Raw genomic sequence first — 14337 nt, 5'->3', positions numbered from 1 at the left:
CACAGACCGTCGATCACCCGACTCCGATCGCTACCCGGTGCCCGGTGGGGCAAACGACTCGATCACGCCATCTGGCGCGCGCACCACCGGGGTCCGAAGTCCAGGCCGGACATCGGGGAGTCCTCGCGGTGCAGCAGCCCCCGCTCGGTGAGCGAGTGCAGCGGCTCGCGCAGCTCCTCCTCGGTCATCCCGGTCTCCTGGGCGATCAGGTCCGGGTAGGGGACGTGTCCCTGCACCTCCAGCGCGGACACCGCCTGGTAGACCCGTTCCTCGACCGCAGACAGCTGGACCTGAGGCATCGCTTCCCTCCTCGGCGTGGACCGCCCGACCCGCGGACGGCCGGCGACCGGCGGTTACCCGGACGGGCCGCGATGATGCGCACCCGTTCGACTGTCGTACCGGGCGGCGAGGCACGGCGGTGCCCTAGGCTGCACCCGTGATCATGGATCTCGTCGTGGTCGGCGGCGGGCCCGCCGGACTCTCCGCCGCGCACGCCGCGGCCCGGGCCGGCGTGCGCACGCTCGTGGTCGAACGGGCCACCCACCCCCGCTACAAGACCTGCGGCGGCGGCCTGATCGGCACGTCGCTGGCCGAGGTCGCCGGCCGCGTCGAGGTGCCCGCCCACGACCGGATCGGCCGGGTCACGTTCACCCGGGACGGGCGACGCGCGTTCACCCGCCGGCACCCCGCGCCGCTGGTCACCATGATCCGCCGGGAGGAGTTCGACGACCGGCTGCGCGCCGCCGCCGTCGCCGCCGGGGCGCAGGTCCGCGAGGGCGTCGCGGTCCGCGCGATCGAGCAGGACCCCGACGAGGTACGCCTGCGCCTGGCCGGCGGTGAGACGGTACGCGCCCGTACCGTCATCGGCGCGGACGGCTCGTCCGGCGTGACGGCACGCCACGTCGGGGTGCGCTTCCGGCAGGTCGACCTCGGGCTGGAACTGGAGCTGCCGGTGGACGCCGCCGAACGGGACCGCTGGCGCGGCCGGGTGCTGCTCGACTGGGGGCCGCTGCCCGGCTCCTACGCCTGGGTGTTCCCGAAGGGCGACCGTCTCACTGTGGGTGTCATCTCCGCCCGGGGCGACGGCGACCGCACCCGCGCCTACCTGCGCGACTTCACCGACCGGCTCGGCCTGTCCGGGGTGAGGCCGGAGCACGACTCCGGTCACCTGACCCGCTGCCGCACCGGGGACTCCCCGCTGCGGCACGGCCGGGTGCTGGTCGCCGGGGACGCCGCCGGGCTGCTGGAACCGTGGAGCCGCGAGGGGATCAGCTACGCGCTGCGCTCGGGCCGGCTGGCCGGGGAGGCGGTGGCCGCCGGTGACCTCGACGCGTACGCCCGGGAGGTCGACCGGCGGCTGACGCCGGAGATGCGCGCCGGGCACCGGCTGCTGGAGGTGTTCGAGCGGCGGCCCGACGTGTTCCACGCGATGCTGGCCAGCCCGCCCGGCTGGCGGATGTTCGTCCGGTTCTGCCAGGGCCGGGCGAGCTTCGCCGACGTGCTCGACCGGCGGCCGGTACGGGCCGCGCTGGCGATGCTCGACCGCCTGCCCGCGAAGGTACGGTCAGTGGCCGGTTGACCGGGCGTCGTGCCGGTGTTCCCGCACCACTGAGCGCCCCGCGTCAGGGGACGATGACCGCCCGCCCCCGCACCTCGCCCCGGCGCAGCGCCTCGTACGCCTGCGGCGCCTCCGCGAGGGGGAACGTGTGCACGTCGGCGTGCAGCCGGCCGTCGCGGGCCAGCGCGATCACCTCGTGCAGTTCGGCCCGGGTGCCCCAGAACGGCACCACCACACCGGTCTCCAGCGGCACCGGGGGCGGCTCGTCGGCGACCGGGCGCACCGGCAGCGTGCCGCCGGCCAGGCCCACCAGCAGGATCTGGCCGCCGGTGGCGACGACCTGCCGGGCGGTGTCCAGCGTGGGCTGCGCGCCGACGAAGTCGAGCACCACGTCCGCGCCGTCCGGCGCCGGTCCGACCAGTTCGCGGATCTTGTCCACCGCGTCCGGGCCGGCCTGCACCGTGTGGTGCGCGCCGAGGCGGCCGGCCAGGTCCAGCGCGGCGGTGTTGGTGTCCACCGCGATGATCCGTACCGCTGTGGTGGCCAGCAGGATCTGCAACCCCATGTGCCCCAGGCCGCCGATGCCGATCACCACGCAGGAGGTGCCGGGTCGCAGCCGGGGCCGCGCCAGGTCCACCGCGTGGTACGGCGTCAGCCCGGCGTCGGTGAGCGGCGCCGCCTGGGTCAGGTCCATGTCGCCGACCGGCAGCAGCCGGGACGCGGGCACCACCACGTACTCGGCCAGCCCGCCGTCGCGGCTGAGCCCGATGCCGCCGACCGGGATGACCCGGCAGCGGTTCTCCTCGCCCCGCAGGCAGGCCCGGCACCGGCCGCAGCCGATGATCCCGTAGACGGCGGCCCGGTCGCCGGGCGACCAGCCGTCCACGCCGGGGCCGACCGTGTCGACGGTGCCGGCGATCTCGTGACCGAGCGTCATCGGGATCGGGAAAACGCCCGCCGGGGCGTCGAGGATGTGCAGGTCGGAGTGGCAGGCGCCGACCGCGCCGACGCGCAGCAGCACCTCACCCGGGCCGGCCTGCGGCGTGGGCACCTCCGTGTGCTCCAGCACACCGGGTGCGGTCATCCGTACTGCGCGCATGTCTCCTCCACCTCGTCGCCGACGGTCGACGCGGCGGCATACCCGTGCCGTGGCGGTTGATGCGGAGACGGGACGGGTGGGCGCACAATGCGGTCATGAGCGAGCCGGCCGAGTCGTTCACCGACGAGGAGTACGCGTTCCTGCGGCACGTCCGCTTCGGCGAACTGCCCGCCCGGGTACGCCCGGAGGAGCGGGTCGAGTCCGCCGAGACCGAGTTCCCGCCGGACCGGCCGGACCCGGTCGGCGGGGAGTCGGAGTGGCACCTGCGCGCGGGCGGCTGACGGGGCCCGGACACCGCCGGGCCCCGCCGCCTGACGGTCAGAAGACCGGCACGCCGTCGCGGACCAGCTTCCAGTTGGGTACGAAGAAGTCGGCCGGGTCGATGACGCCCTTGGCCTGCGCCCAGTCGATGAGCAGCTGGCGGATCTCCTGCTGGGCGTTGTAGACCTGGGTCTTCACGATGCCCGGGAAGTTGCCGCCGCCGCTGCGCCGGTAGTTGTTCACCGCCACCACGAACCGGGCGTCCGCCGCGACCGGGGTGTCGGTGCCGGCCAGCACCAGGCGGGTGATCCGCTGGCCGACCGGCTTGGCGATGTCGATGTCGTAGTCGACGCCGGAGAACACGTCGTAGTTGTAGTCCGGCACCGCCGGGTCGCTGATCGTCTCCGGGTTCACCGGCGCGCCCGCCGGCAGCGTAACGAAGTACTTCGCCGAGTACTCCAGGTACGCCTTCACCTCGGCGCCGGTCAGCACGACCGCCTCCAGCGTGTTGTCGTACACGTAGAGGCCCGCCACGTCGCGGATGCGCACGTCACCCTGCGGGAACACCGCGGTACGGCTGAACGGCGCGGCGATGGACAGCACCGGCAGGCCCGCGTACTCGCCGCCGGCGAGCGCCTCGGTGACCACCTCGGTCTGGACGTGGTTGATGAAGTCCAGGATCGGGGTGTCCTTGTACCGCGACTCGGCGGCCGACAGCTCCACGCTCGACTGGGCGACGACCCGGTTGACGTACTCGACGGTCTTGGTGTGCTGGCCGCGCACGGCCGCGAGCACCGCCGGGTCCTCGACCACGGTGTTGGTGTTCAGCGTGGTGGCCGACTTGGCGGTGACCGTCCAGCGGCCCTTCTCTCGGGCCAGCGTGAAGTCCATCCGGGTCAGCCGCTGGCCCCACTTCGACGGCTCCGAGGTGAGGACCCGCTCGCCGGTGGTGAGGTTGGTGACGAACTTCTCCGGCACCTCGTTGTGCGCGTGGCCGAACAGGATCGCGTCGATGCCGGGGACCTGCTCGGCGATCAGCGCGGTCGGGTTCTCGTTCGGCAGCTCCGGGCCGTAGCTGGAGGTGCCGCTGTCGCCGCCGTGGGCGGAGATGACGACCAGGTCGGCGCCGCGGCGGCGCATCTCCGGCACCCACTTCGCGGCGGTGGCGACCATGTCGGCGAAGACCAGGCGGCCCTCGACGTTGCCCTTGTCCCAGATGGCCACGCCGGGGTTGGTCAGGCCGAGGATGCCCACGCGCAGCTTCGGCGCGCCGTGCCCGCCGAGCTTGACCTCCTTGATCACGTACGGGAGGAACGCCGGCTTGCCGGTCTTCGCGTTGAGCGCGTTCGCAGCCAGCGCCGGGAAGCCGAGCTGCTCGATCCAGGTCGCCAGCAGCGGTAGGCCGTAGTTGAACTCGTGGTTGCCGAGCGTCACCGCGTCGTACTTGAGGATGTTCATGGCGCGGGCCATCGGGTGCGTCTCGCCGGTGCTGGTGATCGGCTCCTGCTTGGCGTAGTACGTCGCAAGCGGCGTGCCCTGGATGGTGTCGCCGGCGTCCAGGACCAGCGTGGCCCTGCCCTTGCGCTCGGCGCGGATCTGGTTGACCAGGGTGGCGAGCTTCGCGACGCCGACGTCGTTGTGCTTGCTGTCGTCGAACTCGGCGTCCTTGTAGTAGTCCCAGTTGTAGACGTTGCCGTGGGTGTCAGACGTGCCGAGGATCGTCAGGTCCCAGGTCTTCGGCTGCTTCGGCTTCGCCTCGGCGGGCGCGCCGGCCAGCAGGGGAGCGGTCGCGGCGGCGGCCGCGACGGCCAGCACCTGGCGCCGGGAGGCGCCGGAGGAGGAAGTCATGGAGGTGCCTTTCCAATGGGGGTACGCGCCTCGTGGGCGCCGTTGCGCACCATAACCACCACATGTCACCTGCGCCACACCGGCCCGAATCGTTTCCCTTCCGGTCACAGGCTGCTGTTTTCCCGCCCGTCACCGGGGTAGGGCGCATCCATGAGCGAGGACCAGTTCACCCAGCAGCACCCGGCCGAGCAGTACGGACAGCAGGAGGGCCAGCCGTCGCAGCAGCAGACGCCGCCCGGCAACGAGCAGGAGATGGGGCCGAAGCCCGACCACGGCGAGGAGTCGTACCGGGGCAGCGACCGGCTCACCGGCAAGCGCGCCGTCATCACCGGCGGTGACTCCGGCATCGGCCGGGCCGTGGCCGTCGCCTTCGCCCGCGAGGGCGCCGACGTGCTCGTCACGTACCTCGCCGACGAGGAGGAGAAGGACGCCCGGGAGACGGTCGCCCTGATCGAGCAGGCCGGGCGCACCGGCGTCGCAGTCCGGTGCGATCTGCGCGAGGAGGCCAACTGCCGCGCCCTGGTCGACCAGGCCGTCCGCGACCTCGGCGGCGTCGACATCCTGGTCAACAACGCGGCGTACCAGATGTCGCAGGACAACGGCCTGCTCGACATCACCACCGAGCAGTTCGACCGGGTCTTCAAGACCAACGTGTACGCCATGTTCTGGCTCTGCAAGTTCGCGGTGCCGCACATGAAGGAAGGCTCGACGATCATCAACACGTCGTCGATCCAGGCGTTCGACCCGTCGCCGCAGCTGCTCGACTACGCCACCACCAAGGCCGCCATCGCCAACTTCACCAAGGCGCTCGCGCAGAACCTGGCCGACCGGGGCATCCGGGTCAACGCGGTCGCGCCCGGCCCGATCTGGACGCCGCTGATCCCGGCCACCATGCCGGAGGAGAAGGTCAAGCAGTTCGGCACCGACACGCCGCTGGGCCGTCCCGGTCAGCCGGCCGAGCTGGCGCCCGCGTACGTCTACTTCGCCTCGCAGGAGTCCAGCTACGTCACCGGCGAGATCCTCGGCGTCACTGGCGGCCGCCCGACGAAGTGAGCCGTCGTCCGGTCCGGCTTTTCCCGTTCTGGCTGGCTCGCTGGCCCGTGCCGGCCGCCTGGTCCCGCCCCCGGTCGTCTGGTTCCGCCGCTCAGCGGGGCCAGACGGCCATCCGGCGGCGCACCTCGGCGATGCGTGGCGCGTCCAGGCCGTAGCGGGTGAACCGGCGGTCGGCCAGCCCGTCGAGGTAGCGGCCCGCGGCGCGTACGTCCTCGTCGTCCAGCGCCGGGTCGACCTGACGGGCCAGCTCCAGCAGCTCCGCGACCGTGTACCGGTCCAGCGCGGCGGAGACGTCGATGTAGTCGCGTACCTCCCGCCGGTTCACCAGCGCCGCGGTCTTGTTGGCGATCAGGTCGCGGACGTCCATGACCGGGCCGAGGTCCATCACCACCGGGCTGCGGTGCCGGTCCAGGCGGGCCAGGCTCAGGCGGATCTGCCGGCCGTCCCGGCTCACCACGAAGTCCCGCAGGTCCCGGTCGAATCCGTCGAACACCTCGCCCAGCCCGCCCGGGTCCACCTCGGCCACCCGGTAACCGGCCCGCTCCAGCGCCGCGCGTACCCCGTCGGCCGCCGCCGCTGCGGCGCCCTCCACGTCGGCGAACAGGTCGACGTCCTCGGTGGGGCGGGTGACCAGGCCGTGTACGGCCCACGCCACCCCGCCGCCGAGCACGAAACGGTGCGGGCCGGCCGCGGCCAGCGCCACCCGGGCCACCTGCCGGTAGAAGTCGTGCGGATGGGTCACGCGGCGCGCAGGCTCCGGTGCCGGCCCTCCCAGGCCAGGCGTACGCCCCGGGGCAGGTTGAGCAGCGGCCACAGCCGGCGCAACGTGCCCGCGTGGATCAGCTCGCGCAGATCCTCGACCCGGGTCGTCTCGCGCAGCACGTTCTCGTACATCCAGAGCAACTCGTCCGGGTCGCCCAGGTCGAACGCGCGTTCGCTGCTCCACATGAGGCGTACCGGCAGCTCGACGATGCCGGTCGTGGGACCGGTCAGCTCGTCCAGGGTGCGCGCCACCACGGCGGGTCGCCCGGGACGGGCGAGGTACGCGTGCGCGCTGACCGACATGGCATCAGGGTAACCCCAACCCGGCCCAACACCCCCCGCCCTTCCCGCCCCCACCCCGTCGATCATGAAGTTGACGGCGTGCGGCGCCCGTTTCGTCCCCGCCAACTTCATGATCGACCGCTGCATCCTCGCTACCTGTTCGCCTTGTTCGCCTAGCGCGGCACTCCGCCGGAGATCTTGGAAGATTCGGGCCCCTATGGCGGCCGTTTCCTTCCAAGATCTCCCACGGTGGCGCGTGCGCCAACGCCGGCGCACGGGTCACGGCGTTCCGCCGACGAGAGATCTTGGTACGCAACGGCCCTCATGGGGGCACACTCGTACCAAGATCTCCGTCCGGCAGTGCGGACGTCGCCGCGAGCATGCCCCGATCATGAAGTGGCTGCGACAAACCGGACACCGTGTGCCGTCAACCTCATGTTTGACGGGGCCAGGTGAGTCCAGGCAGAGGACGGGGCCGGGATCGGATCGGGCCGGGACGGAACGGAACGGACGGATGTTGAGGCTGGGCGGGACGCCGGAGGACCAGGGGATGGTTCGGGGGCGGTGTCCGGGCTGCGTCGGGTGTCGGGTTTCGGGGTGGTGGGGGACACCCGGCTGGCGGAATCGTGGGCGGGGCCGGGGCGTTATACCTGGTGAACGACCGCAGCAGCACCCCCGGCAGCACGCGAGCGCGGGTGGCAGGGGCCGGGAATGCATCCTGGGCCGGCGGTCGTTGTGGATGTCTCCGGCGCCACCCAGCCGAACCTCGCACGCCACCCCCGGGCGTGCTGCGGGCCGCGTGTGAGCAGGACGCCGGATCCCCCCGAGAACCTTTCTTGAGCGCCTGACGATGCCCACGCACCCCACCCCCGGGTGTGCGTCGACCCCCGAATGGAGCCCCCTCATGAACACGATCCTGCGTAAGAGCATCCTCGGTATCGCCGGTCTGACCGTCGCCGGTGGCCTCGCCGCCGGCCCCCTCAACCACGACAGCACCCCCACCGCCCGGGACGCGGCCGTCACCACCACTCAGGCCGCCGCGAAGCTCGACACCGCCACACTCATCCCGCACGGCGTGCAGGGCACCCAGTCCCACATCGACCTGAACGACGAGCAGACCGCCAACGTCAAGGCCATCATCGCCGCCACCAAGAAGGCCGGCATGGACGAGCGTGCCGCTGTCGTGTCGATCGCCACGGCGCTGCAGGAGTCGAAGCTGGAGAACCTCGGCCACCTCGGTGACCGTAACGACCACGACTCGCAGGGCCTGTTCCAGCAGCGCCCCTCCTCCGGCTGGGGCACGGTCGAGCAGATCACCGACCCCGAGTACTCCACCACCGCGTTCCTGAAGGGTCTGAAGCAGGTCGACGGCTGGCAGGACATGCCGCTGACCAAGGCCGCCCAGACCGTCCAGGTGTCGGCCTACCCGGACCACTACGCCCAGTGGGAGCAGCAGGCCGCCGACCTCGTCGCCCAGCACTGGAACAGCTGACCCGGCGGTGACCGGGGTCACGACGAACGAGCGGAAGAACCGTGACCCCGGTACCGTTGTGCAGAGCGTCGGTGTGTTCAGTGTCCCCGGGCCTCACCTAAATTGCCTTCGCGGAATACCGTTCGGCTGGAGCCGCGTCGCGCCACTCGCCGAGAGGCGACATGCACACCGACGCCCAGAGCCGCCCCGGCCATCCGGCCGGGGCGGCTCTGTCTGTGGGCTCGAGTCGCACGCCCCGGGCCGCTGGCCTAGGGTTACTGGCAGAGGTGAGCCGTTCTCGACGGAGAGGGGGGTGCCCGGATGGGTTTCAAGACGTTCATCCAGGGGTGGCCGGTCTACCGGCAACTCACCGGCACCGACCCGCTCGGTCGCGGCGCCGCCGCCCAGTCGGCGCGCTCCGCCGGCCTGACCGCCCGCACCGAGACCGCCGACGGCATGGCCCGCTCGGTCTGCCCGTACTGCGCGGTCGGCTGCGGGCAGCGCGTCTTCCACTCCGACGGCCAGGTCACCCAGATCGAGGGCGACCCGGACAGCCCGATCTCGCGCGGCCGGCTCTGCCCGAAGGGCTCGGCCAGCAAGAGCCTGGTGACCAGCCCGCTGCGCCAGACCACTGTGCGCTACCGCCGGCCGTACGCGACCGAGTGGGAAGACCTGGACCTCGACGTCGCGCTCGACATTATCGCCGACCGGATCCTCGCCGCCCGCGCGGAGACCTGGGAGGACGTCGACGACGAGGGCCGCCCGCTGAACCGGACGCTGGGCATCTCCAGTCTCGGCGGCGCGACGCTCGACAACGAGGAGAACTACCTCATCAAGAAGCTGTTCACGGCGATGGGGGCACTCCAGATCGAGAACCAGGCCCGTATTTGACACTCCGCCACCGTCCCCGGTCTGGGGACCAGCTTCGGTCGCGGCGGCGCCACGGACTTCCAGCAGGACCTCGCCAACGCTGACGTCATCGTCATCCAGGGCTCGAACATGGCCGAGGCCCACCCGGTGGGCTTCCAGTGGGTGATGGAGGCGAAGAAGCGCGGCGCGAAGGTCTTCCACGTCGACCCGCGGTTCACGCGTACCAGCGCGCTCGCCGACACGTACCTGCCGATCCGGGCGGGCACCGACATCGCACTGCTCGGCGGCGTGGTGCGCTACATCCTGGAGAACGAGCTGGACTTCCGGGAGTACGTGCTGGCGTACACGAACGCGGCCAACATCGTCAGCGAGCAGTTCGTCGACACCGAGGACCTGGACGGCCTGTTCTCCGGCTACAACCCGGACACCGGCTCGTACGACCACGCGAGCTGGCAGTACGAGGGGCAGGAGGACAACGCCAAGGTCCGGGGCACCGGCAAGGAACGCGACTCGGCCTCCGGGCTGGAGCACGAGTCGCACGGCGAGCCGGTGCCGGCGCAGGCCCCGCGGGACGAGACGTTGCAGCACCCGCGCTGCGTCTACCAGATCCTGAAGCGGCACTTCTCCCGCTACACCCCGGAGATGGTGGCCCGCGTGTGCGGCATCCCGGAGGAGAAGTTCCTCGAACTGGCGCGCGCCTGGACGGAGAACTCGGGCCGGGAGCGCACCGGCGCGCTCGTCTACTCGGTCGGCTGGACGCAGCACAGCGTCGGCGTGCAGTACATCCGCACCGGCTCGATCATCCAGACGCTGCTGGGCAACATGGGCCGCCCGGGTGGCGGCATCCTGGCGCTGCGCGGGCACGCCAGCATCCAGGGCTCGACCGACATCCCGACGCTGTTCAACCTGCTGCCCGGCTACCTGCCGATGCCGCACCACGCCGACCACCCGACGTTCGACGAGTGGGTGGACAGCATCCGGCACCCGGGCCAGAAGGGCTTCTGGGGCGACTCGCGGGCCTTCGCGGCGAGCCTGCTCAAGGCGTACTGGGGTGACGCGGCGACGCCGGAGAACGACTTCTGCTACGGCTACATGCCCCGGATGACCGGCGACCACGGCACGTACCAGCAGGTCCTGAACATGATCGACGGGAAGGTGAAGGGCTACTTCCTGCTCGGCCAGAACCCGGCGGTCGGCTCGGCGCACGGCCGCGCTCAGCGTCTCGGCATGGCCAACCTGGACTGGCTCGTCGTCCGCGACCTGTTCATGATCGAGAGCGCCACGTTCTGGAAGAACAGCCCGGAGGTCGCCACCGGCGAGATCGTGCCGGAGGAGTGCCGCACCGAGGTGTTCTTCCTGCCGGCGGCCTCGCACGTGGAGAAGGAGGGCACCTTCACCCAGACGCAGCGGCTGCTGCAGTGGCGGGAGAAGGCCGTCGACCCGCCGGGCGACGCCCGCTCCGAGCTGTGGTTCTTCTACCACCTGGGCCGGGTGCTGCGGGAGAAGCTGGCCGCCTCCACCGAGCGCCGGGACCGGGCGCTGCTGGACCTGACCTGGGACTATCCGACGCACGGTCCGCACGCCGAGCCGAGCGCCGAGGCGGTGCTCAAGGAGATCAACGGGTACGAGGTGGCGACCGGCCGCCTGCTGAACGCGTTCGGCGAGGCCCGCGACGACGGCTCCACCGCGATCGGCTGCTGGATCTACTCCGGCGTGTACGCCGACGGCGTCAACCAGGCGGCCCGCCGCCGGTCCCGCCACGAGCAGGACTGGGTGGCGGCCGAGTGGGGCTGGGCGTGGCCGGCGAACCGGCGCACGCTCTACAACCGCGCCTCCGCCGACCCCGAGGGCCGGCCGTGGAGCGAGCGCAAGAAGTACGTCTGGTGGGATCCGGACGCCGGCGAGTGGACCGGGTACGACGTGCCGGACTTCGAGAAGACGAAGCCGCCGTCGTACCGGCCGCCGGAGGGCGCGTCGGGCCCGGCGGCGCTCGCCGGTGACGACGCGTTCGTCATGCAGGGCGACGGCAAGGCGTGGCTGTACGCGCCGAGCGGCGTCCTCGACGGTCCGCTGCCGACGCACTACGAGCCGGCCGAGTCGCCGATGCGCAACCCGCTCTACGGTCAGCAGGCCAACCCGACCCGCAAGATCTACGAGCATCCGATCAACCGGATGAACCCGAGTCCGCCGGAGCCGCACAGCCAGGTCTTCCCGTACGTGTTCACGGTCAGCCGTCTCACCGAGCACCACACGGCCGGTGGGATGAGCCGTACCGTGCCGCGCCTGGCCGAGCTGCAGCCGGAGATGTTCGTCGAGGTGTCCCCGGAACTGGCCGGCGAGATCGGGCTGGCCCACCTGGGCTGGGCGCACCTGATCAGCGGACGCGCGGTGATCGAGGCGCGGGTGCTGGTCACCGACCGGCTCACCCCGCTGCGGGTGGACGGCCGGATCATCCACCAGGTCTGGCTGCCGTACCACTTCGGCACCGAGGGTCTGGTCACCGGCGACTCGGCGAACGATCTGTTCGGCATCACGCTGGACCCGAACGTCCTCATCCAGGAGAGCAAGGTCGGCACCTGCGACGTCCGGCCCGGGCGGCGGCCCACCGGCCCGCCGCTGCTCGACCTGGTCGGCGACTACCAGCGGCGGGCCGGGATGACACCGGACCGCAAGGTGCCGGTGGTGACCACCGACGCGGCCGGCGGGGACGACGCCGCCGGCAGCACCGACGAGCAGTCGGCCGCCGCGCACCAGGACGGGGATCGGGATGCCTGACGCCAACAGCCTGTACGGCCCGCTCGACCCGGCCCCGGACGCGGGCTGGGTCGACGCGCCGCCGCGGATGGGCTTCTTCACCGACACCAGCGTCTGCATCGGCTGCAAGGCGTGCGAGGTGGCCTGCAAGGAGTGGAACGGCGTCCCCGACTCGGGTTTCGACCTGCTCGGCATGTCGTACGACAACACCGGCGCGCTGACCGCGAACTCGTGGCGGCACGTCGCGTTCATCGAGCAGCCCCGCCCGGCCGGGCACCGCACGCCGCCGTTCGCCGGTGACCCGACCGGCCCGGCGACCAGCCCGGCGTCAGCGGCGGCCGGCGCGCTCACCGCTCCCGACACCGGTACGAATCCCGGCCTGCCGCCGGGGCAGCCGGAGGCGGCGGCGCGGATGGCCGCCGGTCCGGAGTTCCTCGGCATGCCCGGCGCCCAGCCGCCCGGGCGGGCCACCGGCCCGGAGAGCCGCACCGACTTCCGCTGGCTGATGATGTCCGACGTGTGCAAGCACTGCACGCACGCGGCCTGCCTGGACGTGTGCCCGACCGGTTCGCTGTTCCGCACCGAGTTCGGCACGGTGGTGGTGCAGGAGGACATCTGCAACGGCTGCGGCTACTGCATCTCCGCCTGCCCGTACGGCGTGATCGACCAGCGCAAGGGCGACGGCCGGGCGTGGAAGTGCACGCTGTGCTACGACCGGATCGGCGCGGGCATGACGCCCGCCTGCGCGCAGGCCTGCCCGACCGAGTCGATCCAGTACGGGCCGCTCGACGAGCTGCGGGAACGGGCCGCCAAGCGGGTCACCGCGTTGCACGAGCGGGGTGTGCCGGAGGCGCGCCTGTACGGCCACGACCCGACCGACGGTGTCGGCGGCGACGGCGCGTTCTTCCTGCTGCTGGACGAGCCGGAGGTGTACGGGCTGCCGCCGGACCCGGTGGTCACCACCCGGGACCTGCCGAAGATGTGGAAGCGGGCCGGGTTCGCCGCCCTGGCCATGGCGGCGGCTACCGTCGCCGCGTTCGTCGGAGGATCGTCGTGAGCCCGGACCGCCCGGTCGGTGACCTGTTCCGCCGCTTCCGCGAACGCCTGTCCGCCGAACAGGAGGACGGCGGCGCCGCCGAGCGGGAGAACGGCAGCCGGGCCACCGCGGCCGGTCCCGGCGTGGGCCGCACCGACGCGGGCTCCCGCGACGCCGGCCTCGCGCCGCATCCGCCCCGCGACGCGGCACCGCGCCGACGCCGGGGCAGGGGCGGCAAGGGCGGTGGGGAGCAGCTCAACGTCCCGCCGGCCGAGTTCACCTCCTACTACGGCCGGCCCATCCTCAAGCCGCCGGTGTGGCGGTGGGACATCGCCGCGTACCTGTTCACCGGCGGTCTCGCCGCCGGCTCGTCGCTGCTCGCGGCGGGCGGGCAGCTCACCGGCCGCCCGGCGCTGCGCCGCGCCGGCCGGGTCAGCGCGCTCGCGGCGGTCGGCGCCAGCACGTACTTCCTGGTGAACGACCTGGGGAGGCCGTCGCGCTTCCACCACATGCTGCGGGTGGCGAAGGTGACCTCGCCGATGTCGGTGGGCACGTGGATCCTCAGCGTGTTCGGCCCGGCCGCCGGGGTCGCGGCGATCGCCGAGGCGGCCCCGCTGCTGCCCGAGCGCGGCGTGCTGGGGCTCGGCCGCCGGCTGCTGCCCCCGGCCGGGCACGCCGCCGGCCTGGTCGCCGCCGTCACCGCGCCGGCGCTGGCCACGTACACCGGGGTGCTGCTGGCGGACACGGCGGTGCCGTCGTGGCACGAGGCGTACCCGGAACTGCCGGCCATCTTCGCGGGCAGCGCGCTGGCCAGCGGCGCGGGTGTCGGGCTGGTGGCCGCGCCCCGCGCGCAGGCCGGTCCGGCGCGGCGCCTCGCGGTCGCGGGCGCGGCGATGGAGCTGTGGGGTTCGCACCGGGTGGAGAACCGGCTCGGGCTGCTCAGCGAGCCCTACACGCAGGGCACACCCGGGAAGCTGCTGCGCGCCGGGCGGGCGCTGACCGCCGCCGGTGTCGTGGGCGCGCTGCTCGGCCGCCGCAGCCGGGTGCTGTCCGCACTCTCCGGCGGCGCGCTGATCGCCGCGTCGGTGTGCACCCGGTTCGGCATCTTCCACGGCGGGGTCGCCTCGGCGCGCGATCCGCGGTACACGGTGGTGCCGCAGCGCGAACGCGCCGACCGGCGGGCCGCCGAGCAGGACTGAACCTCCCCGGGCGGCCTTCCGTCCGCTGTGGTTGACTTCTGCGTGGAGGCGTTCAGGCGGCTGGTGCCCCTCCCGGTCTTCAAAACCGGTGTGGTCCGGGATCCGGGCCAGGCGGGTTCGATTCCCGTCCGTCTCCGCCAAACC

General features: G+C 72.5%; 12 protein-coding genes and 1 tRNA gene. 8 read left to right on the top strand and 5 right to left on the bottom strand.

Annotated elements, in window-relative coordinates:
• Positions 1-62: 62 nt before the first annotated feature.
• Positions 63-299 carry a hypothetical protein gene (locus FB454_RS21970; RefSeq protein WP_013286401.1) on the bottom strand — a complete coding sequence of 79 codons (237 nt, stop codon included), beginning with the start codon at positions 297-299 and terminating at the stop codon, positions 63-65.
• A gap of 143 nt (positions 300-442) precedes the next feature.
• Between FB454_RS21970 and FB454_RS21965 the strand changes: the two genes are divergently transcribed.
• Positions 443-1579 carry a geranylgeranyl reductase family protein gene (locus tag FB454_RS21965; RefSeq protein ID WP_123111738.1) on the top strand — a complete coding sequence of 379 codons (1137 nt, stop codon included), beginning with the start codon at positions 443-445 and terminating at the stop codon, positions 1577-1579.
• Between the two features lie 43 nt (positions 1580-1622).
• Here FB454_RS21965 and FB454_RS21960 read toward each other — a convergent pair whose 3' ends face one another.
• Positions 1623-2657: an NAD(P)-dependent alcohol dehydrogenase gene (locus tag FB454_RS21960; RefSeq protein ID WP_123111734.1), complete on the bottom strand. Its 1035-nt coding sequence runs from the start codon at positions 2655-2657 to the stop codon at positions 1623-1625.
• 95 nt (positions 2658-2752) lie between these two features.
• On the opposite strand from FB454_RS21960, the gene FB454_RS21955 reads away from it, so the two are divergent.
• Entirely contained in the window at positions 2753-2938 is a 186-nt protein-coding gene (locus FB454_RS21955; RefSeq protein WP_135240224.1) for a hypothetical protein, read from the top strand.
• Between the two features lie 37 nt (positions 2939-2975).
• On the opposite strand, the gene FB454_RS21950 is transcribed toward FB454_RS21955, so the two are convergent.
• Positions 2976-4766, bottom strand: coding sequence for a 5'-nucleotidase C-terminal domain-containing protein (locus tag FB454_RS21950; RefSeq protein WP_145823382.1), 1791 nt, complete (start codon positions 4764-4766; stop codon positions 2976-2978).
• 150 nt (positions 4767-4916) lie between these two features.
• On the opposite strand from FB454_RS21950, the gene FB454_RS21945 reads away from it, so the two are divergent.
• Complete coding sequence (locus FB454_RS21945; protein ID WP_013476749.1) at positions 4917-5819, top strand: SDR family oxidoreductase; 903 nt, start codon at positions 4917-4919, stop codon at positions 5817-5819.
• A gap of 91 nt (positions 5820-5910) precedes the next feature.
• Here FB454_RS21945 and FB454_RS21940 read toward each other — a convergent pair whose 3' ends face one another.
• Positions 5911-6561, bottom strand: coding sequence for a nucleotidyl transferase AbiEii/AbiGii toxin family protein (locus tag FB454_RS21940; protein WP_013286395.1), 651 nt, complete (start codon positions 6559-6561; stop codon positions 5911-5913).
• Positions 6558-6884, bottom strand: coding sequence for a hypothetical protein (locus tag FB454_RS21935; RefSeq protein WP_013476750.1), 327 nt, complete (start codon positions 6882-6884; stop codon positions 6558-6560). The genes FB454_RS21940 and FB454_RS21935 overlap by 4 nt, the downstream gene beginning before the upstream one ends.
• An 883-nt stretch (positions 6885-7767) precedes the next feature.
• Between FB454_RS21935 and FB454_RS21930 the strand changes: the two genes are divergently transcribed.
• The 5 genes from FB454_RS21930 (at position 7768) to FB454_RS34965 (ending at position 14333) form a co-directional block, all read left to right on the top strand.
• Positions 7768-8355, top strand: coding sequence for a hypothetical protein (locus FB454_RS21930; RefSeq protein WP_013286393.1), 588 nt, complete (start codon positions 7768-7770; stop codon positions 8353-8355).
• 300 nt (positions 8356-8655) lie between these two features.
• The gene (gene fdh, locus FB454_RS21925; RefSeq protein WP_013286392.1) at positions 8656-11979 is read left to right on the top strand and encodes a formate dehydrogenase; all 3324 of its coding nucleotides are present in this window, start codon (positions 8656-8658) and stop codon (positions 11977-11979) included.
• Entirely contained in the window at positions 11972-13015 is a 1044-nt protein-coding gene (locus FB454_RS21920) for a 4Fe-4S dicluster domain-containing protein (protein ID WP_013286391.1), read from the top strand. The genes fdh and FB454_RS21920 overlap by 8 nt, the downstream gene beginning before the upstream one ends.
• Positions 13012-14193, top strand: a complete 1182-nt coding sequence (gene nrfD, locus FB454_RS21915) for an NrfD/PsrC family molybdoenzyme membrane anchor subunit (RefSeq protein ID WP_145823381.1) — start codon at positions 13012-13014, stop codon at positions 14191-14193. Before FB454_RS21920 ends, nrfD begins: the two co-directional genes overlap by 4 nt.
• Before the next feature lie 44 nt (positions 14194-14237).
• Positions 14238-14333, top strand: a tRNA-Sec gene (locus FB454_RS34965).
• Positions 14334-14337: the final 4 nt, after the last annotated feature.

Source organism: Micromonospora sp. CNZ297 (assembly GCF_007827625.1).
Note: the sequence above shows the minus strand (reverse complement) of the source record. Positions and strands in the feature narration are given on the sequence as shown.

What these genes read in the sequence shown, in the direction of transcription:
- FB454_RS21950 (WP_145823382.1), bottom strand. Translation starts at nt 4,766, where the DNA reads ATGACTTCCTCCTCCGGCGCCTCCCGGCGCCAGGTGCTGGCCGTCGCG.
- FB454_RS21935 (WP_013476750.1), bottom strand. Translation starts at nt 6,884, where the DNA reads ATGTCGGTCAGCGCGCACGCGTACCTCGCCCGTCCCGGGCGACCCGCC.
- FB454_RS21965 (WP_123111738.1), top strand. Translation starts at nt 443, where the DNA reads ATGGATCTCGTCGTGGTCGGCGGCGGGCCCGCCGGACTCTCCGCCGCG.
- FB454_RS21920 (WP_013286391.1), top strand. Translation starts at nt 11,972, where the DNA reads ATGCCTGACGCCAACAGCCTGTACGGCCCGCTCGACCCGGCCCCGGAC.
- FB454_RS21970 (WP_013286401.1), bottom strand. Translation starts at nt 299, where the DNA reads ATGCCTCAGGTCCAGCTGTCTGCGGTCGAGGAACGGGTCTACCAGGCG.
- FB454_RS21945 (WP_013476749.1), top strand. Translation starts at nt 4,917, where the DNA reads ATGAGCGAGGACCAGTTCACCCAGCAGCACCCGGCCGAGCAGTACGGA.
- FB454_RS21955 (WP_135240224.1), top strand. Translation starts at nt 2,753, where the DNA reads ATGAGCGAGCCGGCCGAGTCGTTCACCGACGAGGAGTACGCGTTCCTG.
- FB454_RS21960 (WP_123111734.1), bottom strand. Translation starts at nt 2,657, where the DNA reads ATGCGCGCAGTACGGATGACCGCACCCGGTGTGCTGGAGCACACGGAG.
- FB454_RS21930 (WP_013286393.1), top strand. Translation starts at nt 7,768, where the DNA reads ATGAACACGATCCTGCGTAAGAGCATCCTCGGTATCGCCGGTCTGACC.